Source organism: Streptomyces sp. NPDC026673 (assembly GCF_040638135.1).
Taxonomy (GTDB): Bacteria; Actinomycetota; Actinomycetes; order Streptomycetales; family Streptomycetaceae; genus Actinacidiphila.
On the sequence record NZ_JBEZXR010000022.1, the window covers coordinates 37,244 to 64,193 of the forward strand.

General features: G+C 73.9%; 27 protein-coding genes. 21 read left to right on the plus strand and 6 right to left on the minus strand.

Annotated elements, in window-relative coordinates; genetic code table 11:
* The first annotated feature begins 160 nt into the window (after positions 1-160).
* From AB0F62_RS17445 to AB0F62_RS17455, 3 genes are all read left to right on the plus strand, one after another.
* Entirely contained in the window at positions 161-526 is a 366-nt protein-coding gene (locus AB0F62_RS17445; RefSeq protein ID WP_361798915.1) for a hypothetical protein, read from the plus strand.
* Between the two features lie 15 nt (positions 527-541).
* Positions 542-1,456, plus strand: a complete 915-nt coding sequence (locus AB0F62_RS17450; RefSeq protein WP_361798918.1) for an NAD(P)H-binding protein — start codon at positions 542-544, stop codon at positions 1,454-1,456.
* Positions 1,457-1,590: 134 nt separating this feature from the next.
* Complete coding sequence (locus AB0F62_RS17455; RefSeq protein ID WP_361798921.1) at positions 1,591-2,808, plus strand: cytochrome P450; 1,218 nt, start codon at positions 1,591-1,593, stop codon at positions 2,806-2,808.
* A gap of 38 nt (positions 2,809-2,846) precedes the next feature.
* On the opposite strand, the gene AB0F62_RS17460 is transcribed toward AB0F62_RS17455, so the two are convergent.
* Positions 2,847-3,506 carry a YoaK family protein gene (locus AB0F62_RS17460; RefSeq protein WP_361798924.1) on the minus strand — a complete coding sequence of 220 codons (660 nt, stop codon included), beginning with the start codon at positions 3,504-3,506 and terminating at the stop codon, positions 2,847-2,849.
* Between the two features lie 125 nt (positions 3,507-3,631).
* On the opposite strand from AB0F62_RS17460, the gene AB0F62_RS17465 reads away from it, so the two are divergent.
* The 8 genes from AB0F62_RS17465 to AB0F62_RS17500 all read left to right on the plus strand — a co-directional run bounded on the left by AB0F62_RS17465 (position 3,632) and on the right by AB0F62_RS17500 (position 10,349).
* A complete protein-coding gene (locus tag AB0F62_RS17465) occupies positions 3,632-4,633 on the plus strand; it encodes a Dyp-type peroxidase (protein ID WP_361798927.1) in 1,002 nt (333 codons plus the stop codon).
* The gene (locus AB0F62_RS17470) at positions 4,630-5,430 is read left to right on the plus strand and encodes a family 1 encapsulin nanocompartment shell protein (protein WP_361798930.1); all 801 of its coding nucleotides are present in this window, start codon (positions 4,630-4,632) and stop codon (positions 5,428-5,430) included. The genes AB0F62_RS17465 and AB0F62_RS17470 overlap by 4 nt, the downstream gene beginning before the upstream one ends.
* A gap of 36 nt (positions 5,431-5,466) precedes the next feature.
* Positions 5,467-5,661, plus strand: coding sequence for a hypothetical protein (locus AB0F62_RS17475; protein ID WP_361798933.1), 195 nt, complete (start codon positions 5,467-5,469; stop codon positions 5,659-5,661).
* Positions 5,662-5,750: 89 nt separating this feature from the next.
* Complete coding sequence (locus tag AB0F62_RS17480) at positions 5,751-6,269, plus strand: potassium channel family protein (RefSeq protein ID WP_361798936.1); 519 nt, start codon at positions 5,751-5,753, stop codon at positions 6,267-6,269.
* A 208-nt stretch (positions 6,270-6,477) separates the two neighbouring features.
* Positions 6,478-7,383, plus strand: coding sequence for a cupin domain-containing protein (locus AB0F62_RS17485; RefSeq protein ID WP_361798939.1), 906 nt, complete (start codon positions 6,478-6,480; stop codon positions 7,381-7,383).
* Positions 7,380-8,678 carry a beta-ketoacyl-[acyl-carrier-protein] synthase family protein gene (locus AB0F62_RS17490; protein ID WP_361798942.1) on the plus strand — a complete coding sequence of 433 codons (1,299 nt, stop codon included), beginning with the start codon at positions 7,380-7,382 and terminating at the stop codon, positions 8,676-8,678. The genes AB0F62_RS17485 and AB0F62_RS17490 overlap by 4 nt, the downstream gene beginning before the upstream one ends.
* Positions 8,675-9,928 (plus strand): beta-ketoacyl synthase N-terminal-like domain-containing protein, encoded by a 1,254-nt coding sequence (locus tag AB0F62_RS17495; protein ID WP_361798945.1) that lies wholly within the window; start codon positions 8,675-8,677, stop codon positions 9,926-9,928. Before AB0F62_RS17490 ends, AB0F62_RS17495 begins: the two co-directional genes overlap by 4 nt.
* 133 nt (positions 9,929-10,061) lie before the next feature.
* Positions 10,062-10,349, plus strand: a complete 288-nt coding sequence (locus tag AB0F62_RS17500; RefSeq protein WP_361798948.1) for a hypothetical protein — start codon at positions 10,062-10,064, stop codon at positions 10,347-10,349.
* A 154-nt stretch (positions 10,350-10,503) separates the two neighbouring features.
* On the opposite strand, the gene AB0F62_RS17505 is transcribed toward AB0F62_RS17500, so the two are convergent.
* Both AB0F62_RS17505 and AB0F62_RS17510 read right to left on the minus strand, forming a co-directional pair.
* A complete protein-coding gene (locus AB0F62_RS17505; protein ID WP_361798951.1) occupies positions 10,504-10,797 on the minus strand; it encodes a hypothetical protein in 294 nt (97 codons plus the stop codon).
* Positions 10,798-10,856: 59 nt separating this feature from the next.
* Positions 10,857-11,132 (minus strand): chaplin, encoded by a 276-nt coding sequence (locus tag AB0F62_RS17510; protein WP_361798954.1) that lies wholly within the window; start codon positions 11,130-11,132, stop codon positions 10,857-10,859.
* A gap of 173 nt (positions 11,133-11,305) precedes the next feature.
* On the opposite strand from AB0F62_RS17510, the gene AB0F62_RS17515 reads away from it, so the two are divergent.
* Positions 11,306-13,042, plus strand: a complete 1,737-nt coding sequence (locus tag AB0F62_RS17515) for a S8 family serine peptidase (RefSeq protein WP_361798957.1) — start codon at positions 11,306-11,308, stop codon at positions 13,040-13,042.
* 60 nt (positions 13,043-13,102) lie between these two features.
* Here the strand turns inward: AB0F62_RS17515 and AB0F62_RS17520 are convergent, their stop codons facing one another.
* Complete coding sequence (locus AB0F62_RS17520) at positions 13,103-13,447, minus strand: chaplin (RefSeq protein WP_361798960.1); 345 nt, start codon at positions 13,445-13,447, stop codon at positions 13,103-13,105.
* Positions 13,448-13,646: 199 nt separating this feature from the next.
* On the opposite strand from AB0F62_RS17520, the gene AB0F62_RS17525 reads away from it, so the two are divergent.
* Positions 13,647-14,975 (plus strand): glycoside hydrolase family 6 protein, encoded by a 1,329-nt coding sequence (locus AB0F62_RS17525; RefSeq protein WP_361798963.1) that lies wholly within the window; start codon positions 13,647-13,649, stop codon positions 14,973-14,975.
* 65 nt (positions 14,976-15,040) lie between these two features.
* Here AB0F62_RS17525 and AB0F62_RS17530 read toward each other — a convergent pair whose 3' ends face one another.
* On the minus strand, positions 15,041-16,930 hold the full coding sequence (locus AB0F62_RS17530; protein ID WP_361798966.1) for a glycosyltransferase family 2 protein: 1,890 nt from the start codon (positions 16,928-16,930) through the stop codon (positions 15,041-15,043).
* Positions 16,931-17,186: 256 nt separating this feature from the next.
* Between AB0F62_RS17530 and AB0F62_RS17535 the strand changes: the two genes are divergently transcribed.
* The 4 genes from AB0F62_RS17535 (at position 17,187) to AB0F62_RS17550 (ending at position 20,926) form a co-directional block, all read left to right on the plus strand.
* On the plus strand, positions 17,187-17,963 hold the full coding sequence (locus tag AB0F62_RS17535) for an IclR family transcriptional regulator (protein WP_361798968.1): 777 nt from the start codon (positions 17,187-17,189) through the stop codon (positions 17,961-17,963).
* Positions 17,960-18,823: an SMP-30/gluconolactonase/LRE family protein gene (locus AB0F62_RS17540; RefSeq protein ID WP_361798971.1), complete on the plus strand. Its 864-nt coding sequence runs from the start codon at positions 17,960-17,962 to the stop codon at positions 18,821-18,823. The genes AB0F62_RS17535 and AB0F62_RS17540 overlap by 4 nt, the downstream gene beginning before the upstream one ends.
* A 222-nt stretch (positions 18,824-19,045) precedes the next feature.
* Entirely contained in the window at positions 19,046-19,672 is a 627-nt protein-coding gene (locus AB0F62_RS17545; protein ID WP_361798974.1) for a hypothetical protein, read from the plus strand.
* Between the two features lie 246 nt (positions 19,673-19,918).
* Positions 19,919-20,926: an NADP-dependent oxidoreductase gene (locus AB0F62_RS17550; RefSeq protein WP_361798977.1), complete on the plus strand. Its 1,008-nt coding sequence runs from the start codon at positions 19,919-19,921 to the stop codon at positions 20,924-20,926.
* Between the two features lie 94 nt (positions 20,927-21,020).
* Here AB0F62_RS17550 and AB0F62_RS17555 read toward each other — a convergent pair whose 3' ends face one another.
* Entirely contained in the window at positions 21,021-21,620 is a 600-nt protein-coding gene (locus tag AB0F62_RS17555) for a TetR/AcrR family transcriptional regulator (RefSeq protein ID WP_361798980.1), read from the minus strand.
* 152 nt (positions 21,621-21,772) lie between these two features.
* On the opposite strand from AB0F62_RS17555, the gene AB0F62_RS17560 reads away from it, so the two are divergent.
* From AB0F62_RS17560 to AB0F62_RS17575, 4 genes are all read left to right on the plus strand, one after another.
* Positions 21,773-24,286, plus strand: coding sequence for a glycoside hydrolase family 3 C-terminal domain-containing protein (locus tag AB0F62_RS17560; protein ID WP_361798983.1), 2,514 nt, complete (start codon positions 21,773-21,775; stop codon positions 24,284-24,286).
* Between the two features lie 236 nt (positions 24,287-24,522).
* On the plus strand, positions 24,523-25,146 hold the full coding sequence (locus AB0F62_RS17565; protein ID WP_361798986.1) for a hypothetical protein: 624 nt from the start codon (positions 24,523-24,525) through the stop codon (positions 25,144-25,146).
* A gap of 102 nt (positions 25,147-25,248) precedes the next feature.
* Positions 25,249-26,052, plus strand: coding sequence for an EI24 domain-containing protein (locus AB0F62_RS17570; protein WP_361798989.1), 804 nt, complete (start codon positions 25,249-25,251; stop codon positions 26,050-26,052).
* An 86-nt stretch (positions 26,053-26,138) separates the two neighbouring features.
* The gene (locus tag AB0F62_RS17575) at positions 26,139-26,894 is read left to right on the plus strand and encodes a class I SAM-dependent methyltransferase (RefSeq protein WP_361798991.1); all 756 of its coding nucleotides are present in this window, start codon (positions 26,139-26,141) and stop codon (positions 26,892-26,894) included.
* Positions 26,895-26,950: the final 56 nt, after the last annotated feature.

Here is a 26,950-nt window from a genome sequence, read left to right on the forward strand (position 1 = left end):
CGATCGCGGCCCGGCGCCGACCCGGCGGTCCGGGCCCCGGCCATCCCGCCCCTTCCAAGGGGCCGGTGATCCGCGCTCCCTCGCAGGCACCGTCGTGTGCCCGGTGCCTCGGGAGCGCCGGCACCGGCCGACCCCGGTCCCCCGATCCGAGGTGGATCCCATGGCTCTTCCGAAGAAGCTCGCAGCAGGAACGATCGCCGCACTCGCGACGGGGGCCCTGGTCCTCGGCGGCACCGGTACGGCTCTCGCCGACGACGCCTGCCACGAAGGCGACTGGTCGCAGTGCCTGCAGGACGGCACGGGATGGTCCGCGGCGGAGCTCCAGGAGGCCCTGCAGTCCTTCCTGGAGGCGCACCCGGACATCGCCGCCGATCCCCATGTGCAGTCCCTCGTCACCCTCGTCACGGAGTGGTGGGAGGCGCATCCAGGGATGACGCACGACCGGCTGATGGACATGCTGGATTCGATGGTCTCCTGCCTGGAGGCGGGCGGCGGCTTCGAGTCCTGTGCGGCGTCGCCGTCCTGACGGAACGGACGACCGATGTCCGACAGCCCGAGGATCCTGGTGACCGGCGCCGCGGGAAGCGTGGGGGCGGTCGGCCGTACCACCGCCGGGCTGCTGCGGGAACGCGGCTTCCCCGTGCGGGCCTTCGTCCACCGGGACGACGAGCGGGCGGCGGATCTGCGGGCCACCGGCGCCGAGGTGTTCGTCGGCGACCTGACCCGGGCCGCGGACGTGGCGCGGGCGGCCGAGGGCTGTGGCCGCGTGTACTTCGGGATGGGGGTCTCGGCGCAGTATCTGCAGGCCGCGGCGACGACGGCGGCGGTGGCGCGGGCCCACGGCCGGCTCGACGTCCTGGTGAACATGTCGCAGATGACGGTCTCGCAGATGGACCTGACCAGCACGTCGGAGTCGAAGCAGCAGTGGCAGCAGTGGCTGGCGGAGCAGGTGATGAACTGGTCCGGGGTGCCGGTCGCCCACATCCGGCCGACCGTCTTCATGGAGAACCCGCTCTTCCTCGACCTCGGTTTCCGCTGGATCGCCCGGGACGGCACGATCCGCCTGCCCTTCGGCGACGGGCGGACCTCGCCCGTCGCGGCCCGGGATGTCGCCGAGGTGGTCGCGGCGGTCCTCGCGGATCCGGAGCCGCACATCGGGCGGATCCACGAGCTGACCGGGGTGGAGTCCCGCGACATGACGGCGATCGCCGCCGAGTTCTCGGAGGTGCTGGGGCGGCCGGTCTCGTATGTGGACGTCCCCTACGAGCCGTGGGCCGAGCAGGAACTGGACGCGCTGGGGCTCCCGGACCACGTACGCCAGCACATCGCCACCATGGCCCGGCTCCACGCGGCGAACCGGTACGACCGCGCGACGGACGACATCCGCCGGATCCTGGGCAGACCGGCCTCGGGCATACCCGAGTTGGTCAAGGAACACCCCCAGCTGTTCGGCTGACCCCCGGCTTCGGGCCACGCGCCGGGCGGCACCCACGCCGCGACGGCCTGATCGGCCCGAACACCCGTCGCGGGGCGTCCGGACCGGCGGGGCGGACCGCCGGGGCGTTCCGGTCCGGCTCATAGGGTGGGGGCATGTCCTCTCCGACCCCGCCGAACGCCGCGCCGCCCGGACGGGTCCCCGTTGACCCGGCCGAGCTGATCGCCGATCCCTACGGGGCGTACGGCAGACTCCGGGAGGCCGGTCCCGTCCACCGCGTCACCGGTACCGACGGGCGGCCCGCGTGGGTCGTCACCCGGTACGAGGACGTGCGCCAGGCCCTCGGCGACCCGCGGTTGTCCCTGGACAAGCGGAACGCCCTGCCCGGCAACTACTCCGGCTTCGCCCTGCCGCCCGCCCTCGACGCCAACCTGCTGAACATGGATCCGCCGGACCACACCCGCATCCGGCGCCTGGTGGCGCAGGCCTTCACCCCGCGCCGGGTCGCGGAGCTGCGCGAGCCGGTCCGCCGTACGGCCGCCGAGCTGCTGGACGCCGTCGCCCCCTACGGCCGCGCCGACCTGATCGCCGCCTACGCCGCGCCGCTGCCGATCCGGGTGATCTGCGACCTGCTCGGCGTCGCCCCCGGCGACCGCCGCGACTTCCGGGGCTGGACGGATGCCCTGGTCGCCCCGGATCCGTCGCGTCCGGCCGCCGCGAAGGCCGCGATCGCCGCCATGCTCGCGTACTTCGGGCAGTTGATCGCGCGCAAGCGAGCCCACCCGGACGACGACCTGCTCTCCGCGATGATCGCCGCCCGTGACGACGGCGACCGGCTCAGCGAGGACGAGCTGATGTCGCTGACCTTCCTCGTCCTCTTCGCCGGGTACGAGAACACCGTTCAGCTCATCGGCAACGCCGTCCTGGCGCTGCTGACCCATCCGGCGGAGCTGGCGGCGCTGCGCGCCGAGCCCGGGCGGACCGCGGCGGCGGTGGAGGAGCTGACCCGCTGGGACGGCCCGGCACCGCTGGCCATCCGGCGCTTCCCGCTGGAGGACGTCACCATCGGCGGCGTCACGGTCCCCGCCGGGGAGACCGTGCTGCTGTCGCTGGCCGCGGCCAACCGCGACCCCGCCCGCTTCCCCGACGCCGACCGGCTCGACTTCGCCCGCGCCGACACCGCGCACCTCGGCCTGGGGCACGGCATCCACTACTGCCTCGGCGCGCCCCTGGCCCGGATGGAGACCGAGGTCGCCCTCGCCGAGCTGCTGGCCCGCTTCCCGGGGCTCGCCCTGGACGCGGACCCGGCGCGACTGCGGTGGCGTTCCTCGATGCGCACCCGTGGCCTGATCGCCCTCCCGGTCCGCTTCTGACTCGCCGCCCGGCGCGGTTCTCCGGCGCCGGGCGCGGTTCACCGCCGGGCGGCGACGGTCGCCGTCCCGGCGACCAGCAGGGCGCACCCCGTCGCCGCGCCCAGGGCGGCGGGCGGTGTCACGAGGAGGACCAGGAGACCGCCGACCAGCGCTCCGGCCACCAGGGCGGCGACGCTCAGCGCCTGGCGCAGTGCCACGCCCCGGTTGCGCGTCGGGGCGCCGATGTCGCCGATCAGCCCGACCAGGGTGCGGGTCATCACCGTCGTGGTCAGGCCGCCGATGCCCACGCGCCCGGCCGTGGCGTTCTGGATGCCCATCGCCACCGCGCAGATCAGCACCAGCACGTGTCGCGGCCCGGCCAGCGCGTGCAGCGCGGTGGCCGCCGCGAGCAGTGCGGTCTGGCACCCCGCAGCGGCGCTCATCAGCACGATCGGAGGGCCGAACCGGGTCAGGGCCGTCCGGGAGAAGAGGATGCCCACCGCGAAACCGCCGAGGGCCACGAGTGAGGTGGCGACGGAGAACTGGGGCGCCCCGGCCAGGCCCAGGCTGACGAAGACCAGGTTGCCGGTCATGTTCGCCACGAAGACATGGCCCAGGCTGAGGATGCTCACGGCGTCGATCAGCCCGCTGAGCACGGTGAGGACCAGCAGCAGGAAGGTCAGCAGCCGCCGCCGGTCCCCGTCCGGGCCACCGCTCATGTCCGGCCGCCTTTCGCAGGGGTTCGGTGCCCATCCCGGTCAGGATGCACCGGGCCGGGGCCCGGAGCAGACTTGAGCGTGTCCGCCCGGACCAGGGTGCGCCCCCGAGAAGAAGGAGCGTGGTGATGGCGGAACCGCTGCCGCAGCCGGTGCTCAGCCCTCTCACCACGTCCGCGATCTTCCTGGTCGCGACGGTCGACCCCGGCGGCGAATCCGCCACCCGTGATCTGCTGGGGGACCTGTCGGGCCTGCAGCGGTCGGTCGGCTTCGGGACGCCGGACGGCCGGCTGAGCTGCGTGGCCGGGGTGGGGTCGCAGGTGTGGGGACGGCTCTTCGCCGGGCCGCGCCCCGCCGAGCTGCACCCCTTCGTCGAGCTGACCGGGGCCCGGCACCAGGCCCCCGCCACCCCCGGCGACCTGCTCTTCCACATCCGGGCCGCCCGGCTGGACCTCTGCTTCGGGCTGGCCGCCCTGATCATGGACCGGCTGCGGGGCCACGTCACGGTCCGTGACGAGGTGCACGGCTTCAAGTACCACGACATCCGCGATCTGCTGGGCTTCGTCGACGGCACCGAGAACCCGGTGGGGCCCGAGGCGACCGAGGCGGTCGTGATCGGCGCCGAGGACCCGGACTTCGCGGGCGGCAGCTATGTGATCGTGCAGAAGTACCTCCACGACCTCGACAGCTGGAACGCCCTGCCCGTCGAGGCGCAGGAGCGGGTGATCGGCCGCAGCAAGCTGGGCAACGTGGAGATGGCCGACGAGGTCAAGCCCGTCGACTCCCACGTCGCCCTGACCACGATCACCGATCCGGACGGCACGGAGCGGCAGATCCTCCGCGACAACATGCCCTTCGGCCGGGTCGGGAACGGCGAGTTCGGGACGTACTTCATCGGCTACGCCCGGACCCCCGAGGTCACCGAGCAGATGCTGCGCAACATGTTCCTCGGCGACGGGCAGGCGAGCCACGACCGGATCCTGGACTTCTCCCGGGCCGTGACCGGCACGCTGTTCTTCGTGCCGTCCGCCGACTTCCTGGACGACCTTCCCGATCCCCCCGCCGCCGCGGCCGCCCCGGCCGGCGAGTCGCTGGGGATCGGCGACCTGAGGAAGACGGTCCCCTCATGAACAACCTGCACCGCGAACTCGCCCCCATCTCCGAAGCCGCCTGGGACGACCTGGAGGAGGAGGCGCGGCGCACCTTCAAGCGCCACGTCGCCGCCCGCAGGATCGTCGACGTGCCCGAGGCCGGCGGTTCCGGGCTGGCCGGGGTGAACACGGGCCATCTGGACCCGATAGCCGCCCCCGGCGAGGACGTCGTGGCCCGCGTGCGACGCTCGCAGCCGGTCGTCGAGTTGCGTGTGCCCTTCACGGTGGACCGCGGTGAGGTCGACCTGGTGGAGCGCGGCGCCAAGGACGCGGACTGGCAGCCGGTGAAGGACGCCGCCCGGCGCATCGCGTTCACCGAGGACCGGGCGGTCTTCGAGGGGTACGCGGCGGCCGGCATCACGGGCATCCGCGCGAGCGCGTCGAATCCGCCGCTGACCCTTCCCGAGGACGTGCGCGACTACCCCAACGTCGTCAGCCAGGCCATCTCCGCGCTCCGCCTCGCGGGCGTCGGCGGTCCCTACACCCTCGCGCTCAGTGCCGACGCGTACACCGCCGTCAACGAGACCTCCCACTACGGCTACCCGATCCACGCACACCTGGCCCGCCTCCTCGACGGCGAGATCGTCTGGGCGCCCGCGATCGACGGGGCCTTTCTGCTCTCCACCCGGGGCGGCGACTTCGAGCTGCTCATCGGCCAGGACGTGTCCATCGGGTATCTGTCGCACGACGACACGAGCGTGCGGCTGTACTTCCAGGAGACCCTCACCTTCCTGGTGCACACGGCGGAGGCGGCGGTCGCGCTCACGGCCGCGTGACGGGTGACAGGCACCCGGTGTGGGTATTCGCCCGTTATGAGCGGAAAGCACAGGAAGACATCCCTCTGGCCGCATCGCACCCAGGGCAGGACCGGCGGGCCGGCCCGCCATGCCGCCCCGCAGGACGACGAGCGCCGCGAGCAGATCCCGGAGGACCTTCCGCCGGCCCACGCGCCGGTGGTCCCCGGCACCCACGTCGACGGCACGGAGGCGCCACACCACCGCGCCTGAGCGGCCCGCCCGTCGCCCGCCGGCGGCGGGCACCCGTTCGGCGGACGAGCCCGCGCCCGTGTCCCGGACGGCCCCGCAGCATGGGGAGCATGTTCGTGCCCGCCGTCGTCACCAGGGTGATGCAGGCGCTGTTCGCCCGCGAGGGCCGCTCGCTGCACGTCAGGGCGGTGGGCTGGGCGACGCTTGTCCTCGGCGTCGCCATGCTGCTCGGCTCGTACGCGGTCGTCGCGGCCGAGCGCGGCGCCGCCTCGGCGAACCTGACGACGTATCCACGGGCGCTGTGGTGGTCGGTGGAGACCGCGACGACCGTCGGCTACGGGGACTTCTACCCGGTGACGCTGGGCGGGCGGCTTGTCGCGTGCGTGCTGATGTTCGTCGGCATCACGACGTACGGGATGGTCACGGCGGCCATCGCCACCTGGTTCGTCAGCCGGGAGCAGCAGCGGCAGCACCGCCTCGGGCAGGCGCTGCGCGCGGGGGCGGCACGCGGCGAGCGCTGGGTGGGGGAGGAGGCGGAGGCGGTGCACGCCCGCTTCGACCGGCTGGAGCGGATGATCGCGGCGGGCGGCGGGCCGGCCCGCGGGGCGGGCGGCGACGCCGACGGGTGAGCCCCGGGCGGGACGGCCGCGCGGCCTGCTGACGGACCCTCACGAAGTGTGCCCCCGTACGGGTGGAGCGGTACCGGAGGGCGTGACACGCTCCGTCACGGCGGGGACCGATTGTGTGATTATTCGGCCCGCCTGGTTGGAGGTAGTACCCCATGACGTCAGTGACGGAATGTCAGTCCGGCCACCTTGTGGCGGAGGTGCGGACCCGATGACGATGCACACCGAGAACGAGATCGTCATCGACGCGCCCCTGCGGTACGTGTGGCTGCGGACCAACGACGTCGCCGGGTGGCCCACCCTGTTCAGCGAGTACGCCGAGGCCGAGATCATCGCCCAGGAGGGCGACACCACCCGCTTCCGCCTCACCATGCACCCCGACGAGAAGGGCCGGGTCTGGTCCTGGATCTCGGAGCGCACCGCCGACCCCGCCACCCGCACCGTGCGGGCCCGGCGGGTGGAGACCGGGCCGTTCGAGTTCATGAACATCTACTGGCAGTACGAGGAGCTCGGGCCGGAGAGCACCCGTATGCGCTGGCTGCAGGACTTCCGCATGAAGGTGGACGCGCCCGTCGACGACGAGGGCATGCGGCAGCGGATCAACAGCAACTCCCGGGTGCAGATGCAGCTGATCAAGGACCGGCTGGAGTCCCGCAGGATCCGCCCCGTCGGCACCCTGGACACGCACGCCGACACCCGCCGCGGCGGCGACATCCGCACCCTGCTGACCACCGCCTCGGTGGGGACGACGGACGGCTTCTGCGGCATGGTCACGGTCGGCCCGGGCGAGGCGGTGGCCGAGCACTACCACCCTTACTCGCAGGAGCAGTTGGTGGTCGTCGAGGGCGAGGTGCGGGTCGACCTGGACGGGTCGCCGCGCAGCGTCGCCGCCAACGAGGCGCTGCTCATCCCGCGCGGGGTCCGGCACCGGGTGGTGAACACGTCCGACGCGGTGGCCCGCGCCGTGTTCTTCCTCGCGCCGCTCGCACCGCGGCCCGAGCTGGGCCACGTGGACACCGAGAGCCGCGAGCAGGCCGCCGCCATCGCCCGCGCCGCCACCGGGGCGGGACCGGCGACGGAGGGCCCGGCACCGGGCCGCGAACTGGTCGACCGGTGACCGGAGGCCGCACCGCGCGCAGAGTCGTGGTGACGGGCGTCGGAGCCGTCGCCGCCGGCGGCGTCGGACGGGAGGCGTTCTGGGAGCGGATCGTCGGCGGCACGCCGGCGATCCGCCGGATCAGCCGCTTCGATCCCTCCCCGTACCGCTCGCGAATCGCCGCCGAGGCGGACTTCGACCCGGTCACGGCCGGGCTCACCCCCCAGGAGATACGCCGCAACGGCCGCTTCGCCCAGTTCGCGCTCGCCGCCGCCGCGGAGGCGCTCGCCGACAGCGGGCTGCGCCCGGAATGCCAGGACACCGACCGCATCGGGGTCTGCCTCGGCACCGCCGTCGGCGCCACCGTCACGCTGGAGGACGAGTACGTCGTCGCCAGCGACGGCGGCCGGCACTGGGAGGTCAGCCCCGACCACGGCATGCCCTTCCTCCACCGGGCGATGCACCCCTCCTCCGCCGCGGCCGAACTCTCGCTGCGGCACGGCCTGCACGGGCCGTCGTCGGTCGTCTCCACCGGCTGCACCTCCGGGATCGACGCGATCGGCTGCGCCTTCCAGACGCTGCGCGACGGCGAGGCCGACGTCATGCTTGCGGGCGCGGGCGAGGCGCCCATCTCCCCGGTCACCGTGGCCTGTTTCGACGCGATCCGCGCCACCACCGCGTTCGCGGGCGACCCCGAGCAGGCCCCGGCACCCTTCGACGCCCGGCGCGACGGATTCGTCCTCGGCGAGGGCGGCGCCGTGCTCGTCCTGGAGGAGCTGCGGCACGCCCTCGCCCGGGGCGCGCCGGTCTACTGCGAGGTGCGCGGCTGGGACAACCGGACCGGCGCCTATCACATGACCGGACTGCGACCCGACGGCTACGACCTCAGCGAGGCGATCATCTCCGCCATGTCGGAGGCCGGCATCGCCCCCGAGCAGCTCGACTGGATCAGCGCCCACGGCTCCGGCACGGTGCAGAACGACCGCTACGAGACCGCCGCGTACAAGCGCGCCCTCGGCGAGCACGCGCACAAGGTGCCGGTCAGCTCCATCAAGTCCGTGATCGGCCACTGCCTCGGCGCGGCGGGCGCACTGGAGATGGCCGCCTGCGCGCTGGCCGTACGGCGCGGCGTGATCCCGCCGACCGCCAACCTCCTGCGGCCCGACCCGTCGTGCGACCTGGACTACACACCGGTGCTCGCCCGCGAACGGCGGGTGCGGCACGCGCTGTCGGTGGCCTGCGGGCTCGGCGGGTTCCAGTCGGCGATGGTCTTCTCGGCCCTGGAACCGGACCCGGAACGGGAGACCCGGACATGACCACACGCGCGGTCCTCAGCGGGCTCGGGGTCGTCGCCCCCACCGGTGTCGGCAGCCGCCCCTACTGGCGGGCCACCGTCGCCGGCCGCAACGGCATCCGGCCGATCGGCAGGCCCGACGCGAGCCGCTCCCCGGTCGTGCTGGCGGGCGAGGTCACCGGGTTCGACGCCGCCCGCTGGATCGACGACGAGCTGCGCGCCGAGACCGACCGCTGGACCTGGTTCGCCCTGGCCGCGGCGGAGATGGCGCTGGCCGACGCCGCGCTCCGGCCAGCCGACCATCCGCCGTTCCACCTGTCGGTGGTCACCTCCAGCGGCTCCGGCGGCAACGAGTCCGGTCAGCGGGAGACCCACGCCCTGTGGGCACGGCACCCCGGTGGGGCGAACGCCCACCAGTCCATCGCCTGGTTCCACGCGGCCGGTGCCGCCCAGATCTCGATCCGGCACGGACTGACCGGCGGCTGCGGTGTCGTCGCCGCCGACGGGGCGGGCGGACTGGACGCGCTGAAGCACGCCTGGCGGCTGCTGCGGCGCGGCGGCAAGGCCGTGATCGTCGGCGGCACCGAGGCGCCGCTGTCGCCGTTCGCCCTCGCCTGCCAGTCCACCCTGCCCACCGTGCACCGCGGCAGCGACCCCGAGCGTGCCTATCTGCCCTTCAGCCCGTACGCCTCGGGATTCGTCCCCGGCGAGGGCGGTGCCCTGATGGTCCTGGAGGAGAAGGCGCACGCCGCGGAGCGCGGCGCGCGCGCCTACGCCGAACTGCTGGGCCACGCCGCCACGCACGACGCGCACCACCACACGGCCCCCGCACCCGACGGCCGCCAACTGGCCCGGGCCGTCGGCACGGCACTGGAGCGGGCCGGACGCGCTCCCGAGGACGTGGACGTGGTCTTCGCCGACGGCGCCGGGGACCCGGCCGGGGACGCGGCCGAGGCGGCGGCGCTCCACCGGGTCTTCGGCGACCGGCTGGCACACGTGCCGGTGACGGTGCCCAAGGCGGCCGTCGGCCGGCTCACCTCCGGTGCCGGCGCACTGGACGCGGTGGCCGCCGCCCTCGCCCTGCGCACCGGGGTCATCCCGCCCACCCGCGGCGGCGACGCGCGGGCCGCCCGGGAGCGGTACGGCATCCGGCTGGTCACCCGCTGGACACGGCCGGAACGGCTCACGACGGCCGTGGTGATCGCCCGCGGGACCGGCGGGTTCAACAGCGCCGTCGTCCTGGGGTCGTTGGACGGAGACTCCTCGTATTAGCGGTGTGCCCTACGGCCTGGGAGTGAAAGAGGGAAAACCTGGAGCAATGCCCGTCACGTCCGCACGGTGGGGGCGTTGCTCCTGGTGTCGGCGTCCGGAGGACGTCGTTGAACTCCCAGAGGAGAAACTCCCCATGCTGAAGAAGGCTCTCGCCTGCGCTTCTCTCGCCGTCGCGGCCGCCGGCGCCGTAGCCCCCGCCGCCGTGGCCTCCGACACCTCGGGCGGGAACTACTCGCAGAACGTCAACCTGATCCCGCACCCCTGCATCGACGTGAAGCGCATCAACGCCGTCACCCCGCTGCTCCCGGTCGACCTGCTGACCGAGACCAGCGGCCAGCAGTGCAACGAGAAGTCGAAGGTCGTCGACGCGCACAAGTCGGCGCTGTCCGACCTGATCGACGCCGGGGCCTACCAGAACTGACGGCCTGGAAGCGCATCAAGGGCCCGGCCCCGCGGAACTCCGCGGGGCCGGGCCCTTTTCCGGCGTACGTCTCCGCCGTGGATCCACGGCGCACGCACAAGCGGCGGCCGCCCCCGTGTGTTACGGGGACGGCCGCCGTGGATCCCGCCCGGAATCAGTTCTGGTACGCGCCGACGTCGGCGAGATCGGACAGCGCCGACTTGTGCGCGTCCACCACATGGGACTTCTCGTTGCACTGCTGGCCGCTGGTCTCGGTCAGCGCATCGAGCGCGACAGGGGTGACGGCGTTGATGCGCTTCACGTCCAGGCAGAGGTGCGGCAGGACGTTGACGTTCTGCGAGTAGTTCCCGCCGTGGACGTCGGAGGCCTGGGCAGTCGGCGCGAGGGCCGTGGCGCTGCCCGCGGCGGCCACCGCGAGAGTGGCACAGGCGAGTGCCTTCTTCAGCATGTTGCGAAGCTCCGGAATGAGGTGCGGACGGATGGCGGGGGCGCCCGGAGGCGCCGCCGTCAGGAGTTGACGCAGACGTTGCCGGCCGTGGAGTTCAGCAGCGCGCCGATGTTGAGGCCGTTGCCGCAGACGTTGACCGGGATGTTGATCGGCAGCTGGATGACGTTGCCGCTGAGCACACCCGGGGAGCCGATGGCCGCAGCCTCGGCGGAGGCGCCGCCGCGGTCGTAGTGGCGGCCCTTGCCGCCGTCGCTTGCGAGGGCGCCGCCCGCACTGCCCACAACCGCGACACCGGCCGCGACGGTCAGCACTGCGGCCTTCGAGAGACGCTTCACGAGCTTTTCCTTTCCTTGGTCACTGACGTGCGGTCTGGTCAACGACGCGCAAGGCGGGGCGGATGCGGAGCGTCACCCGAACAGCCGCCGGAACCGGGCGGCCGGGATGGTCAGCTGATAACCAGAAACCTGGGGGGTCGTCAGATGTCATCACCGGTCGAGGAGATCTGCAGATGCGACGTTCCCTCCGGCGGACCGCTTCCGCCGCCCTGATAACGGCCCTTCCCGCCCTCGCGCTGGCGGCACCCCTCCCGAGCGCGGCGGAACCGCGCCCCGGGCCCGCGGGAGCGATCCCCGGGCAGTACATCGTCACCCTGGACCCCGGCACCGCGCCGGGTGCCGTTCTGGACGGGCTCGGCGTCCGGCCGCTGTTCACCTACCGCCACGCGCTGCCCGGCTTCGCCGCCCGGCTCACCCCCGAACAACTGCGGCGGGTGCGTGCCGCGCCCGGCGTCGACGAGGTGGAGCAGGACGCGGTGGTGGCCATCCCGCTCGGCGAGGACGCCCCCGCCGACAGTGATCTGGAGCCTCCCTATCCGGGCGAGGTCCCGGGCGAGCCGACCGGCCCCGTCGACTTCCCGCAGGACCCCGCCGCACCCGGCGCCCCGGCAACGGACCCCGGCCCGGACCGGGGTTCCGCGGGCGGGGTCGCCCCGGATCAGGGGGCACCGCAGCCGGCACCCGGCGGGGAGGAGGGCCCCGGACCGGCGGGACCGGACGAGCAGCAGCCTCCCGAGCAGGCGTTGCCGGACCAGGCGATGCCGGGGCAGCCTGAACCGGAGCAGGCGATGCCTGGACCGGCGGAACCGGACCAAGCGGTGCCGGGGCAGGCCCAACCGGAGGAGGCCGAACCGGACCAGGCCGGCCCGGAGGAGTCCGGCCCCGAGGAGCCCGGAACCGAGCAGCCCGGAACGGAGGAGCTCGGACCTGAGCAGGTGACCGATCCCGCGCCGCCGGGGGCGTCCGCCTCGCCGAGGCCTGGGACCAAGCCGGTGCTCCCGCAGGAGCTCTACAGCCCCGCCTCGCCCTCCGCCCCGGTGCCGGACTCCTCCGGACCCACGCGGGCGAAGGCGGTGCGCGGGCTGGGCGGCTTCACGCCCTGGGGCCTGACGCGGATCAACAACCGGGCTCTCGGGGGCTCCGGTTTCTCCGTGCGGGCCACCGGCGCCAAGGTCACCTCGTACATCGTCGACAGCGGCATCGAGTTCTCCCACCCGGACTTCGGCGGGCGGGCCGTGCCCGGCTTCGACGCGATCGGCGACGGCCTGGACGGCGGGGACTGCAACGGCCACGGCACCCATGTGGCGGGCACCGTCGGCGGCAGCTACACGGGTGTCGCGCGCAAGACGACGCTGGTGTCGGTGCGGGTCTTCCCCTGCGTCGGACGTACGTCGAACTCCGCGGTCGTCGCCGGCATCGACTGGGTCGCCGGGAACGCGAAGAAGCCCGCCGTGGCGAACCTGTCGCTCGCCGGACGCTGGTCCCTGGCCGTCAACCGGGCCGTGGAGGGCCTGGCCAAGGCCGGGGTGTTCCCGGTGGCCGCGGCCGGGAACGACAACCTCAACGCGTGCTTCGTCTCGCCGGCGAGCTCGCACGCGGCGTTCACCGTCGGCGCGATCGACCAGGAGGACCGCAGGGCCTGGTTCAGCAACTGGGGCACGTGCGTCGACATCCACGCCCCGGGCAGGGGCATCCTGTCCGCTTATCTCAACGGGACGTTCCGTGACATGGACGGCACGTCGATGGCCGCCCCGCACGTCACGGGGATCGCGGCCCTCTACAAGGACACCCACGGTGACGCGTCCTTCGCGGCGCTGAGTGAGTGGCTCACCGGTCACGCGGTCCGCAATGTGCCCATCGACGGCGGGTACGGCACTGCGCGGCTGACCGCGTTCACCAACAACCTGTGACATGGCGGGGCCGCCGGAGGAATTCTCCTCCGGCGGCCCCGGGAGGTGGCGCGGTGAGCGTCAGCCGTTGATGCAGACGTTGCCCGCGACGGGGTTGAGCAGCCCGAGCGCGTTCAGGCCGTTGCCGCAGACGTTGATCGGGACGTTGATCGGCACCTGGATGACGTTGCCGCTCAGGATGCCGGGGGAGCCGACGGCGATGGCGCGGGCGTTGGCACCGCTGCGGCGGTTGCCGTAGCCGTAACCGTCGAAGCCGTAGCCCTTGCCGTAGCCCTTTCCGTAGCCGTGCCCGCCGCCCTTGCCGTAGCCCCCGCCGTAGCCGTCCGCGAGAGCGGTGGTGGCCGAGCCGAGGACGAGGGCACCGGTGGCGACGGTCAGGGCGACAGCCTTGGAGAAACGCTTCACTTCTGTTCCTTTCGGACTGGAGGGACCAAAGGTCGTGATCTGACCAACGATCCCATTTGTCCATGGATGCGCATGATCACCCGAATAGTCGTACCGGATTCGGATTCCGGATGACGAATCGTCAGTTCTTCGGCTTCCGGACGGCCGTTCGGCGTACCAGGAGCGGCGGGATCCGGCCATCGATGTGACGGTGGGTCACATGACGCTCGCCGCCGCTCCGCGTACCCGACGACTCACCGCGGGCGCGGCACGCGTCCTCGCCGGGCTGACCGGCACGGCGGTGCTGCTGTCCCCCGGGTGGGCCGCGGGCCCGGCCCTGGCCGAGGCCCCGCCGGCGGCCGGCGGAGCCTCCCCGTTCTGGGTGGACCCGGACAGCCGGGCGGCCCGGCAGGCCGACGCCTGGGAGGCGCGTGGGCGGCTGGGGGAGTCCGCGCTGCTGCGGCGGATCGCCGAACAGCCGCTGGCCGTCTGGCTCGGCGACCGGACCCCGGACGCCGGGGGCGAGGCCCGCCGGATCACCGTCGCCGCCGAACGCGCCCACCGGATCCCGGTGCTGGTCGCCCACAACATCCCCCAGCGCGATTGCGGCAGCCCGCCGGCCGGCGGTGCCGCCGACGCGGCGGCCTACCGCCGCTGGATCGCCCGTCTCGCCGACGGCATCGGCGACCGTCCGGCCGTGGTGATCCTCGAACCGGACGCCGTCCCCAGGCTGGTGACGGGCTGCGGCGGGGCCGGCCCCGCGCCGGGCCCGGGCCGGGCGGCGCTGCTCGCCGAGGCCGTACGGGTGCTGAAGGCGCGCCCCGGCACACGTGTCTACCTCGACGCGGGGAACCCCGGCTGGATCCCGGACCCGCGCGGGCTCGCCGCGGCGCTGCGGCGCGCCGGGATCGGCCGGGCCGACGGCTTCTCGCTGAACGTCGGCAGCTTCCACACCACGGAGGTCAGCAAGGAGTACGGCGACCGGCTGTCCGGGCTGCTCGGCGGCGTCCACTACGTCATCGACACCGGCCGCAACGGCAAGGGCCCCTGGGCGGCCGTACGCAGGGACGCGGGGTCCTGGTGCAATCCGCCGGACCGCGCGCTCGGCCCCGTGCCCACCGTCCGCACCGGCAGCCCGCTGGTGGACGCTTATCTGTGGGTGAAACGCCCCGGCGAGTCCGACGGCGCCTGCCGGGGGGCACCGGCCGCGGGGCACTGGTGGTCGCGGTACGCACTGGAACTGGCCCGGGAGGCGGGGCGTCGGACGTCGGCGCGCGCGTCGCGGCCCGCGCCCGCCGTGCCCACGTGGACCCCCGCGGTGCCCACTTCGGCGTCGCCACGCGCTTCCGCCTCCGCCCCGGCTTCCGCCTCCGCCCCGGCTTCCGTGAACGCCCTGACCTCCGCCCCGGCTTCCGCTTCCGCCCCCGTTTCCGTGAACGCCCCGGCTTCCGCCTCCGCCCCGGCTTTCACGGCCGCTCCCTCCGCCGTCCCCGGAGCCGGGCCGTCCGGCTCCGCGTCGCCCGGGGTGCCGCCGCGCGGCGGGCGATGACAAGGAGCGGGTGCCGGATCCCCGAGGGCCCGGCACCCGCTCCCGTGTTCCTTCCGTCGCGTTGCTCAGCGCCTCACCAGGTGGCGCCGTGCCGCCGCCACCCGGGCGGAGGTGCGCCGCCTGGGCGCGCGGTGCCGGCCGGGTGCCGTACGACGGGCCCGCCGCACGGCACGGAGGCCCACCACCACGCGCCGCCGCAGCACACTGCACCGCCAGGCCAGCAGCGGCGCCAAGGTGATCAGCAGGGCGATCGAGGCCCAGGCGCGCATCGCCGCGTGGGTGTGGCCCAGGGGGACCGAGGCGAGCAGCGAACCGGCGAACACGGCCGCCCACAGCAGGTGGACACGGAAGGCCGCGAGCCGGTCGGGGCGGGCGGGGTCGCCCTCGGGCATGGCGGGGGAGCCCGGCGCGCGCCGCAGCACCGCCCGCAGCAGGGAGAGCACGTAGACCGGGGCGGACAGCGCGGACATCACCATGCCGGCGAGGCCGAGGGAGCCCTTCGGCCTGCGGGGGCTGACGTTGCGCGGGCGGTTCGCCAGGCAGAGGGCGATCCGGAAGGCGGCGGCGTTGGCGTAGAGCGTCAGCCACACCGAGGGATCGATGGCGGAGCCGGAGGCGCCCAGCCCGAGGAAGAGGACACAGGACAGCCCGCCGAGGATCCAGCCGGCCGCGGCCATGGGGTAATGGGCCACGGTCAGCGCGTGGTTGAACAGGCGGCCGGGGCGGCGCAGCTTCCACGGGGCCTTCCAGGAGTGCCGCACGATGGTCCCGTAGGCGTCGCGGCTGCGGTGCAGCTGCTCGGCGAAGAAGCCGGTCCAGGAGGACGGTCCCCCGCCGACGGCCAGGACGTCCGGGGTGTGGACCGAGCGCCACGGGCGGCCGGTGGCGGGGTTGCGGCGGCCGTGGATGTCCAGGCCGGTGGCCAGGTCCCCGGTGACGGGGGCGTACAGCCCGCCGGCCTCCCGCAGCGCCGAGACGCGGATCACGTGCCCGCTGCCGACGAACTGGGCGGAGCCGTAGCGGTTGGCGGCCCGCTGGGTGAGCGCGTGGAAGAGGAAGCGGTGGCCCTCGGCGGCCCTGGCCACGGCGGTGTCGTGGTTGCCCTGGACCCGCGGCCCGACGACGAAGGCGATGTCCGGGTCGCGGAAGTAACCGAGCATCCGCTCGAGGAAGTTGGGAAGCGGGACGTGGCCGGGGTCGACGCGGGCCGTGAAGGCGTAGTCGGCGCCGTGGGCGTCGAGCCACGCGTTGTGATTGCCGTGGCCGGTGCCGACACGGAAGGCGCCCTTGGGCCGGTTCCAGCGTTCGACGCCCTTGCGGGTGAAGTGGCGCACGCCCAGTCGCTCGCAGAGCAGCCGGGCCTCCGGGTCGTCGCCCTCGTCCAGCAGCCACACGTCGAGGGGGCCGTCGTGCCGGACGCGCACGGCGCCCTCCAGCGTCGCCCGTACCGCCTCCAGGGAGTCGCGGCCCGGGACGAAGGGGGTGAGGAAGGCGACCCGGGTGCCCGGGACCGGGGCCACCGGGACGGGGTCGCGGGCGACCAGGGTGGCATGGGCGTGCGAGACGACGGCGATCAGACGGATGAGCTCGATCAGGCCGAGCGAGACCAGCAGCGCGGTGTCCGTGACCTGCGCCCAGGGCGGCACGGCCTCGCGGTGCGCCCAGTGGCGCGGCTGCACCAGCCAGACCAGCAGTGCGAGCGAGGCCAGGGGCGCGGCGGCGAGCAGCAGCCCGGTGCGGACCCGGTGCCCCTCGCGGGAGAGCGTGCTGCGGTACCTCACCCGGTACAGCACCCCCGGCCGCGGGGGGTCGTTGAGCGGTCCGGCGAGCGTGCCGAAGCGCGCGTGGTCGTGGCGGAGTGCCGGGCCCGGGCCCGGGCCCGGATCGGACCGGTCCCCGTCGCCGGTGGCCGGCGACGGGACGAGCCCGCCGGACGAGGCGGGCGTCTTGCGCATGCTGCTGGGCGTGATCGTCACGGCGACCCCGGAGGAAGAGAGAGGTGAAGGAATCACCGGAAGGTGGGAAAACGGTGCAAAGCGCCTGATGAGCACTGAGAAACTAGCAAACGGCCCTAGAGTTGTCCGACAAGCCGACAATCGGCGTGGCGTGCTGCGCGGCCATTGCCCGTTACGCCCCGGCACGGATACGCTGCGTTCGCGATACCGATCGCTATACGGAATATCGAACAGGCGCCGGAGAGAGCGAGCAGAGATGGGACGTCTCGTACCCGCCGTGACCAGAGCCCTGGACATCCTGGAGCTCTTCCTCGAAGGCGACGGCACGATGTCCGCGCCGGAGATCACCCGCAGGCTCGGTCTGCCGCGCACCACCGTGCACGAGCTGGTGACCACCCTCGCCGCGCGCAACTACCTGGTGGCGCAGCCCGGTCAGACCGGCCGCTACCGGCTCGGCGTGCGCACGTACCAGCTCGGCAGCCGCTACGCCGAGCAGCTGGACCTCGCCGCGGAGGGGCAGCAGGTGGCCAGGTCCGTCGCCGAGACCTGCGACGAGACGGTGCACGTGGCCATCCTGGAGGGCACGGACGTCATCTACATCGCCAAGGTGGACAGCACGCACGCGGTGCGGATGGTGTCGGCGGCCGGCCGCCGGCTCCCCGCGCACTGCACCTCCGTCGGCAAGATGCTGCTCGCCTCGCTGTCCCCGGACGACCTCGACGCGCGCCTGCCCGCGGACGGTTCGCTGGCCGCGATGACCGAGCACAGCATCACCACGACCGGAGAACTGCGGCGCCAGCTCGACGCGGTGCGCGAGCGGGGCGTCGCCGTCGAGCGGCGTGAGTCCAACCCGGACGTCTCCTGCGTCGCCGCCCCGGTCCGCGACTCGGCGGGACGGGTGGTGGCCGCGCTCAGCATCTCGATACCGATGATCCGCTGGAGCGAGGAGCGCCGGGCCGAGCTGGAGGAACTGGCCGTCAAGGGGGCCGCCGAGCTGTCGGAGCGCCTGGGCCACCGTGGCGGCGTGCGGTGAGCGCGGTCGAACTCGCCCTGAAGGCGGGGGCGCGGCTCGGCGAGGGCCCCACCTGGGACCCGGCCGCCGCGCGGTTGCTGTGGGTGGACATCCTCGCGTCCCGGGTGCACTGGTACGACCCGGCAGGCGGCGGTGAATCGGTGATGGCGACCGGGCAGCACGTCGGCGCGGCCAAACCGCGCGCGGCCGGCGGCATCGTGGTCAACCTGCGTGACGGGGTGGGGCTGTACGACGCGGACGGCGCCTTCCGCTGGCTGTACCGGGATCCCGTCCCCGGCCGCCGCGCCAACGACGCGGCGGTGGACGCCGCGGGCACCCTCTGGGCCGGCACCATGCGCTACGACGAGGCGCCCGGCGGCGGCACCCTGACCCGGGTGGCCCCGGACGGCACCGTCCTGCCGGTGCTGGACGACGTGACCGTCAGCAACGGCACCGACTGGAGCCCCGACGGCTCCCTCATGTACTACGTGGACAGCCCGACCCGGCGCGTCGACGTCTTCGACGTCGACCGGGACACCGGACTCGTGCGCGGGCGGCGGCCGTTGGCGGTGATCGAGGAGTCCGCGGGTCTCCCGGACGGCCTCACCGTGGACGCCGACGGCTGCGTCTGGGTGGCGCTGTGGGACGGGGCGGCCGTGCGCCGCTACACCCCGCGCGGCGACCTGGACCGGATCGTCGAGGTGCCCGTGCGGCGGCCCACCGCCTGCGCCTTCGGCGGTCCGGGGCTGACGGATCTCTACATCACCTCCGCGACCACGGGCCTTGACGGGCGGGAGCTGGCGGCGCAGCCGCTCGCGGGCTCGCTCCTCGTGCTGCCGGGAGCCGGGCAGGGGATGCCCGATGTGCCGTTCGGTGGCTGATTCCGTGGTGATTAGGGGTTGATTCGGGGCTGATCGGCGGCCTAAACCCGCATGTCCCGGGTTTCACAGAGGTTTCACGGGATCGACGGCCGACTCATATGTACGTCGTATCGTCGCGTCACATACGCTGCCGGGGCGATGGACTACTGCGCAGCCTGCCGACGGCACATCAACGGCGCCCTGTCTTGCCCGGGGTGCGGAACGCCCGCTCACCAGCTCGGTGTGAAGGGGCCTGCCGACGCGTCCGCGCAGGAGCCCGCGACCGGCGGTACCGAGGCCTCCGAGGGGGGTCGCGCGGAACGCCGCAAGGCGGCCGCCCGCGGCTCCGAGGAGGGCGCCACGCGCCGCTCCGGCAGCCGGGCCCGCACCCGCCGTATCCGCACCCGCCGCCGTTCCCGGCTGCTGGTCGGCACCCTGGTGGGCGCGGCGATCGTGCTCGTCGGCTGGAGCGTCGCCGAGCTCCCGCTCGCCGGCTATGTGACGGGATCCGGTACGGAGTCGGCCGCCTCGGACCACACCGGGACCGGCGGCGCCTCCCCGAGCGCGAGCTCCTCGTCCGGCACCAAAGCCTCGGGCGCGGCCGAACCCACGTCCGACGCTTCGGCGTCGGCGAGCGCCAGTGCCTCCGCGTCGCCCAGCGCCTCGGCGAGCGACAAGAAGTCGCCGTCGCCCTCGGCCTCCGACTCCCGACCGGCCAGTCAAGCCCCCGCCAGCTCCGGGGCCACGGCGCCCGCCGGCGGTGGCCCCACCACCTCGGCCCCGGACCCCACGACCTCGGCGCCCCCGCCGCCCACGCAGACGCCGCGGCCCACGCCGACCTGCACCCGTTTCCTGTGGTGGTGCACCTGACGGGTCCCGGGCCCGTCCTCCCGCACGCCCGATCATCTCCGTACGCCCGATTCCCGTACGCCTGGATCCCGCACGCCTGATCCGTCGCGCCGTCGCGCCGTCGCGCGCCGGCGTTCTCGCCGTGCCGCGCCGGGTGTCCGCTCGTGCCGGTGTGCGACGGGACACGCCCGTGCCGATTTATTTGACTTCTTCAAACATCAAGGCTCATGGTTAGTTAAGAACCTAAAGCTTTGGAGGCGTTCCCCCATGCCGAAGAGCCGTGAATGGCATCTGGTCTCCCGTCCCCACGGGTGGCCGAAGCCCGAGGACTTCGCGCTGCGCGAGGCCGAGGTCGCGGAGCCGGGACCCGGCCGGATCCTCGTGCGCAACCTGTACGTGTCGGTCGACCCCTACATGCGCGGCCGGATGTCGTCGAGGAAGTCGTACGCCGAGCCGTACGCGCTGGACAAGCCGATGCACGGGGGCGCGGTCGGCCGTGTCGTCGCCTCCGGCGCGGAGGGGTTCGCCGAAGGGGACCACGTCCTCCACCAGTTGGGCTGGCGTGAGTACGCGGTCCTCGACGCCGGGTCCGCGGTCAAGGTCGATCCCGGCCTGGCGCCTCTCTCCACGTATCTGGGCGTCCTGGGGATGCCCGGTCTGACCGCGTACGCCGGTCTGACGCGCGTCGCCGGGTTCAAGGCCGGCGACGCGGTGTTCGTGTCCGGTGCGGCGGGTGCCGTGGGCAGCGAGGTCGGCCAGATCGCCCGGCTCAAGGGTGCCTCCCGGGTGATCGGCAGTGCCGGCTCGGACGAGAAGGTCAAGCTGCTGACCGAGGAGTTCGGCTTCGACGCCGCCTTCAACTACAAGAACGGCCCCGTGGCCGAGCAGCTGGCGGAGGCCGCGCCCGACGGCATCGACGTCTACTTCGACAACGTCGGCGGCGAGCACCTCGAAGCCGCCATCGACGCGATGAGGCTCCACGGCCGTATCGCCGTCTGCGGCATGATCTCGCAGTACAACGCCACCGAGCCGACGCCCGCGCCGCGCAACCTGGCGCAGATCATCGCCAAGCGCTTCCGCATGGAGGGGCTGCTCGTCGGCGACCACTACGACCTCCAGCCGAAGTTCGTGGAGGAGGTCTCGGCGTGGGTGCGCTCGGGCGAGCTGAAGTACCACGAGACAAAGACCGAGGGCATCGAGACCGCGGTGGACGCCTTCCTCGGCATGCTCCGCGGTGAGAACGTCGGCAAGATGCTGATCGAACTCCCGGAGTAGCCCGCGGGGTCCGCGCGGGCTTCCCGGGCGGAGCCGGGCGGACCGCCTCGCGGCGGCGACGAGGACGAGGGGCGCGCCCGCACGGGCGCGCCCCTCACGCCTTCGGGGTCAGCAGGGTGACGAAGTGCCGGAAGACCGCCGGCATGTCGACCGATTCGGGGTCGTGCAGCCACTGCAGCTGCAGGCCGTCCATGACGGCCACGAGCAGCGGGGCGGCCTGCTCGGGCGTGAGACCGCCGGGCAGCGTCTCCCCGTACTCGCTGCGCAGCGAGTCGGCGGCCCACCGGCGCACCCTGGTGTAGCGGTCCTTGAAGTACTCCCGCGCCGGGTGGTCCTCGGTGACGCTGTCGCCGGCGAGCACGGTGAAGACCTGGACGACGCCCGGCCGGGTGGCGTTGTATTCGACGAGGTTGGCCACCATCTCCATCGGCCAGGCCGTGCCGTGCAGCGCCGCCGAGGCCATGTCCCACCGGTCGCGGACCTCCAGCACCGCGATGAGCAGGGCCTCCTTCGTCGGGAAGTAGTGCAGCAGTCCCTGCTGCGTGAGGCCGACCCGCTCTGCGACGGCGGCCAGCGAAGCGCCCCGGTAGCCGCGCTCGGCGATCACTTCGAGGGCGGCCTGGATGATCTCCGCCTTGCGGTCCTCGTTGCGGACCGCGCGGCCGAGTCCCCGGCCGCGGTCGTTGGGGGTCACAAGCGTGAGCCTAACCCCCGGCGCCGCGCGCGTGGCAGGGAGATAACGAAACGATGACGGCACCTACCGATCAGCAGGGCGCCGGTCGGAGGATGTCACCAGCCGGGACGGCAGGCGACGGGTTGTTCGGTCCTCACGAAGGAGTCCACCCCATGAGCGACATCTCCGGAACCCCGCTCGACGAGGCGGTGGAGCGCGCGCTGGGCAAGCTCGACCTCGACGCGAAGACGCGGCTGCTCGCCGGGCAGGACATGTGGTCGCTGCCCGCCCTGCCCGAGATCGGGCTGGGCTCCCTGGTCATGTCGGACGGTCCCATCGGTGTGCGCGGCGTGCGCTGGACGGCGGACGACCCCTCGGTCGCGCTGCCCAGCCCCACCGCGCTCGCCGCCACCTGGGACCCCGCCCTCGCCCGCCGCACCGGTCGGCTCCTCGCGCAGGAGGCCCGCCGCAAGGGTGTGCACGTCCTGCTCGCCCCCACCGTCAACCTGCACCGCTCACCGCTGGGCGGACGGCACTTCGAGGCGTACTCCGAGGACCCGTACCTCACCGGTGAGATCGGCACCGGCTATGTCGCGGGCGTCCAGGACGGCGGAGTCGGCACGACCGTCAAGCACTTCGTCGCCAACGACGCCGAGACCGACCGCTTCACCGTCGACAACGTGATCGGCGAGCGCGCCCTGCGCGAGCTCTACCTGGCGCCCTTCGAGGCCATCGTCAGGAACGCCCGTCCCTGGGGTGTCATGGCCGCCTACAACTCCGTCAACGGCACCACCATGACCGAGCACCACCGCCTCCAGAACGAGGTGCTGCGGGAGGAGTGGGGTTTCGACGGCTTCGTCGTCTCCGACTGGACGGCCGCCCGGGACACCGTCGGCGCCCTCACCGGCGGTCTCGACGTGGCCATGCCCGGCCCGCGCACCGTCTACGGCGAGGCGCTGGCCCGCGCGGTGCGCGACGGGCGCGTCGAGGAGTCCGCCGTGGACACGGCGGTGCGCAACGTGCTGCGGCTCGCCGCCAGGGTGGGCCTGCTGGCGGGCACCCCCGCGGCGGTGCCCGCCGAACTGCTCCCCGCCGCCGTGGACGGCCCCGCGCTCGCCCGCGAGATCGCCCGCCGCTCCTTCGTGCTGGTGCGGAACGAGCCGTTCGACGGTCGTCCCGTGCTCCCGCTCGACCCCGCCGCGGTGCGCCGGCTGGCGCTTCTCGGCGCGGCCGCGCGTGACGCCCGGGTGCTCGGCGGCGGCTCCGCCCAGGTCTTCCCCGCCAGGGTGGTCTCCCCCCTGGACGGCCTGCGCGCCGCGCTCCCGGAGGGCACCGCCCTGACGTACGCGGTGGGCGCCGACCCCAACGGGGAACTCGCCCCCGCCGGCGCGGGGTTCGCCCTGCGCGCGATCTGCCGGGACGCCGCGGGCGCGGTCCTCGGCAGGTGTGCGCTGCCCGGCGGCCATGTGCAGTGGATGGGCGGCGACCTTCCGGACGGCGTGACCCACGAGGCGCTGCACTCCGTCGAGGTCACCGGAACCTTCACCCCCCGCGAGAGCGGCCCGCACCACTTCGGCACCCGGGGGCTGGGCGGCTTCCGGCTGGTCGTGGACGGTGCGGTGGTCTTCGACGGCGTCCAGACCGCCGGTCCGGAGTCCGGCCCCTTCGAGGGGATGTTCGGGGCTCCCGTCGAGCGCGGCAGGGTGGAGCTGACGGCGGGCGTGCCCGTCCCGGTCTCGCTCACCCATCTCGTCCCCGGGACCCGGGACGCGCCGGTCAGGGCGGTCGTCTTCTCCCTCGTCCACGGCGAACCCGAACGGGACGAGGACGAGTTGATCGCGGAGGCGGTAGCGGCCGCACGGGACGCGGAGGCCGCTCTGGTCGTCGTCGCGACCACCGAGCGGGTCGAGAGCGAGGGCTTCGACCGTGCGGACCTCCGCCTGCCGGGCCGTCAGGACGATCTCGTGCGCGCGGTGGCGGCGGTGAACCCGCGGACGGTGGTCGTGGTGAACGCCGGTTCTCCGGTGGAGATGCCGTGGCGCGAGGAGGTCGCCGCGGTGCTGATCGGCTGGTTCCCCGGGCAGGAGGCCGGGGCGGCGCTCGCGGACGTGCTCCTCGGTGCCGCGGAGCCGGGCGGCCGGCTGCCCACCACCTGGCCGGCGCGGCTTGCCGACGCCCCGGTCGGCGAGGTCGTTCCGCAGGCCGGGACGCTCCGGTACGACGAGGGCGTCTTCATCGGCTACCGCGCCTGGGAGCGGTCCGGGGCGCGGCCCGCCTACCCGTTCGGCCATGGGCTCGGCTACACCGACTGGGCCTACGAGGGCGCGTACTTCACGGCGGCGGAGGACCTGGCGGACGGCGGCCCGGACATCCTGGGCACGGTCACCGTACGGCTGCGCAACACCGGAGACCGGCCCGGGCGGGAGGTCGTGCAGGTCTATCTGGCGGCTCCCCCGGACGACGCCGCGGAGGCCGGGCGCCCGGTCCGCGTCCTCGCCGGCTTCCTCCCGGTCGAACTCCCCGCCGGCGCCGTGACACAGGCACGGATCCCGCTGCGCCGTCGCGCCGCGCAGATCTGGGACGCCTCGGAGGGTGGCTGGCGCACTCTTCCGGGTAGGTACACCGCCGAGGTCGCGCGCAGCGTCGCCGACCGCCGTCTCACGGTGCCGGTGGCCGTGGGCGGCTGACCCAAACACCCCGGGGAGGTCCCTGACACCCTCCCCGGGGTGCGGGCCGTCTCCGCTCCCGTCGGCCCGCGCGTTCGGGTGCCGGTGCCGGGAGCGCGCCCTGTGAGGTGACGGAGTATCAGTTACGGGCCGCCCGAGGTCCCCCGGCCGGCCCCCGCCCGATTGCGGGCCGCCTCCCGCGACGTGACGCTCGTGGCATGCGCGCCCCACTCCGGACGTCCTTCCGAGGAACTGCGATGACGGCACGAATGCGTACCCGTCCGGTCCTGACCGGCGCGGCGCTCGTCCTGGCGGGCGCGTCCGCGCTGCTGACCGGGTCCGCGAAGGCCGACGGGCCGCCCCCCGCCCCGGCGCCCGCAGCCGCTCCGGTCGGTGCCGCGCCCGCGGGTCCCGCGCCCGAGGTCCTTCTCCTCCCCGCGCCCGCGGTCGCCGTCTGCACGGTGAACGGGCGGGTGGTCACCGGCGCGAGCATCACGGGGACGGAGGGCTTCGACGAGATCGACTGCGCCCGCGGCGTCCCCGCCGGGGTGGTGGTGGCCGGGAGGGGCGGCCTGGACGTCATCACCGTCAAGGGCGGCAACGCGGGCACCGTGGACGGCGGCGGCGGCGCCGACATGATCGAGATCGACGGCGAGAACTCCGGGCAGGTCACCGGGGGCGACGGCGGTGACCTCGTCGACCTCATCGGCGACGCCACCGCGAACTCCGGCGGCGTCAGCGGCGGACCCGGCGACGACGTCGTGTTCCTGCGGGCCGAGGACATCGCGGGCACCGGAACCGTCACCGGTGGCGAGGGCTCCGACGTCTGCCTCTTCGACCCGGACCCCTCGGGCACCCCGGACTGCGAGGTCGTCGTCTGATCCGTGCCGGTTCCGTACCGTGGGCGTATCGGTCCCGTACCGGACCGGTCCCGTGCGGCACGCGGATCCGCGCACGCGCCGGGTTCGCATACCCTGTCGCGCATGCGAGATCTCGCCGTCGGGATACGGCTCTTCGTGGACGGCCAGCGCTGGGTGCTCCGGCACGGCCGCTGGTTCGGCTTCGGGCTGCTGCCCGCGCTGATCACCCTCGTCGGCTATGTGGCGGCCCTGGTCGTCCTCGCCTTCTGGGCCGACGACGCGACCGCCTGGGCCACGCCCTTCGCCGACGACTGGGAATCCCCCTGGCGCGGCCTGTTCCGCGGACTGCTCACCGCGGTCGCCTTCGGTGGGGGTCTGCTGCTCGCGGTGATCTCCTTCACCGCGGTGACCCTCCTGGTCGGCCAGCCCTTCTACGAGTCCCTCGCCGAGCGGGTCGACGACTCCGAGGGCGGTGCGCCCGACGCCCCCGACGTGCCGCTGTGGCGGGATCTGCTGCGCTCCGCCCGGGACAGCCTGCGCGTGCTGCTCCGGGTGGCGGCCTGGGGCGTCCTGCTCTTCGCCGCGGGCTTCATCCCCGTCGTGGGCCAGACCGTCGTCCCCGCGATCGGGTTCTGCGTCTCCGGCTACTTCCTCGCCCTCGAGCTCAGCGGCGTGGCCTTCCAGCGCCGCGACGTCCCGCTGCGGGAGCGGATGCGCCTGCTCCGCGGCAGGATGGCACTGACTCTCGGCTTCGGCGTGCCGCTGATCCTGTGCTTCCTGGTGCCGCTCGTCTCCGTCCTGCTGATGCCCGGCGCGGTGGCCGGCGCCACCCTCCTCGCGCGCACCCTCATGCCGCAGCGGGAGGACGCGGAGCCGCGACCGGAATCCGGCACGCCCGTGGGGCCGCTGGGCTTCCGCAAGCCGTAGCCGGCCGGAGCGATCCGGAGGGAACCGTTCCGCACCTGTCGCGTGACCTATGTCCGGAGGACGAGCACGCGAGGGGGAGGCGCGCCATGGCGCAGCGCACCAACCAGTACGACGACGACCCGCGGAGCTACCGCACCTACTGGGAGGGCCGGGGCTACGAACACGACGCCGAGGTCGCCGCGGTGCGCCGGCTGCTCGACGGGCGGCACTTCGGCCACGCGGCGGACGTCGGCGGCGGCTACGGCCGGCTCGTGCCGGTGCTGCGGGAGTTCGCCGACCGGGTCACCCTGGTGGACGCCAGCCGCAGGCAGCTGGACGACGCGGAGGAGTTCCTCAGGGGGCTCGCCGGGGTGAGCATGCGGCTGATGAGCGCGGACGGCCTCGGTCTGCACTCCGCGAGCGTGGACCTGGTCACGCTGATCCGGGTCATGCACCACCTCCCCGACCCGCGGCCGGCGCTGGCGGAGATCACCCGGGTGCTGCGCCCGGGCGGCACCGCCGTCGTCGAGACCGCCAACCTCGCCCACGCCGCGAACCGGCTGCGCTACGCGGCCCATCGCCGGCGGGTGCCGCTGGCCCCGGTCGACATCCGCTCCGCGGAGAACCGCGAGCGCGACAGCATCCCGTTCGTCAACCACCACCCGCGCACCGTCGCCGCGCAACTGGAGGCCGCGGGACTGCGTGTGGAGCGCCGGCTGTCCGTGTCGAATCTGCGCAGCACGCGGCTGAAGCGGGTGGTCCCGCACTCCGCGATGCTGCGCGCCGAGGAGGCGCTGCAGTCCCCGCTGGCCCGGGTGGGGTTCGGGCCGAGCATCTTCTTCCTGGCCCGCAAGCCGGCATAGCCGGGGCGCGCCGGGCTGCCGGCCCCGCGAGGCCGCGGTCCGGCGCGGCATGCTCC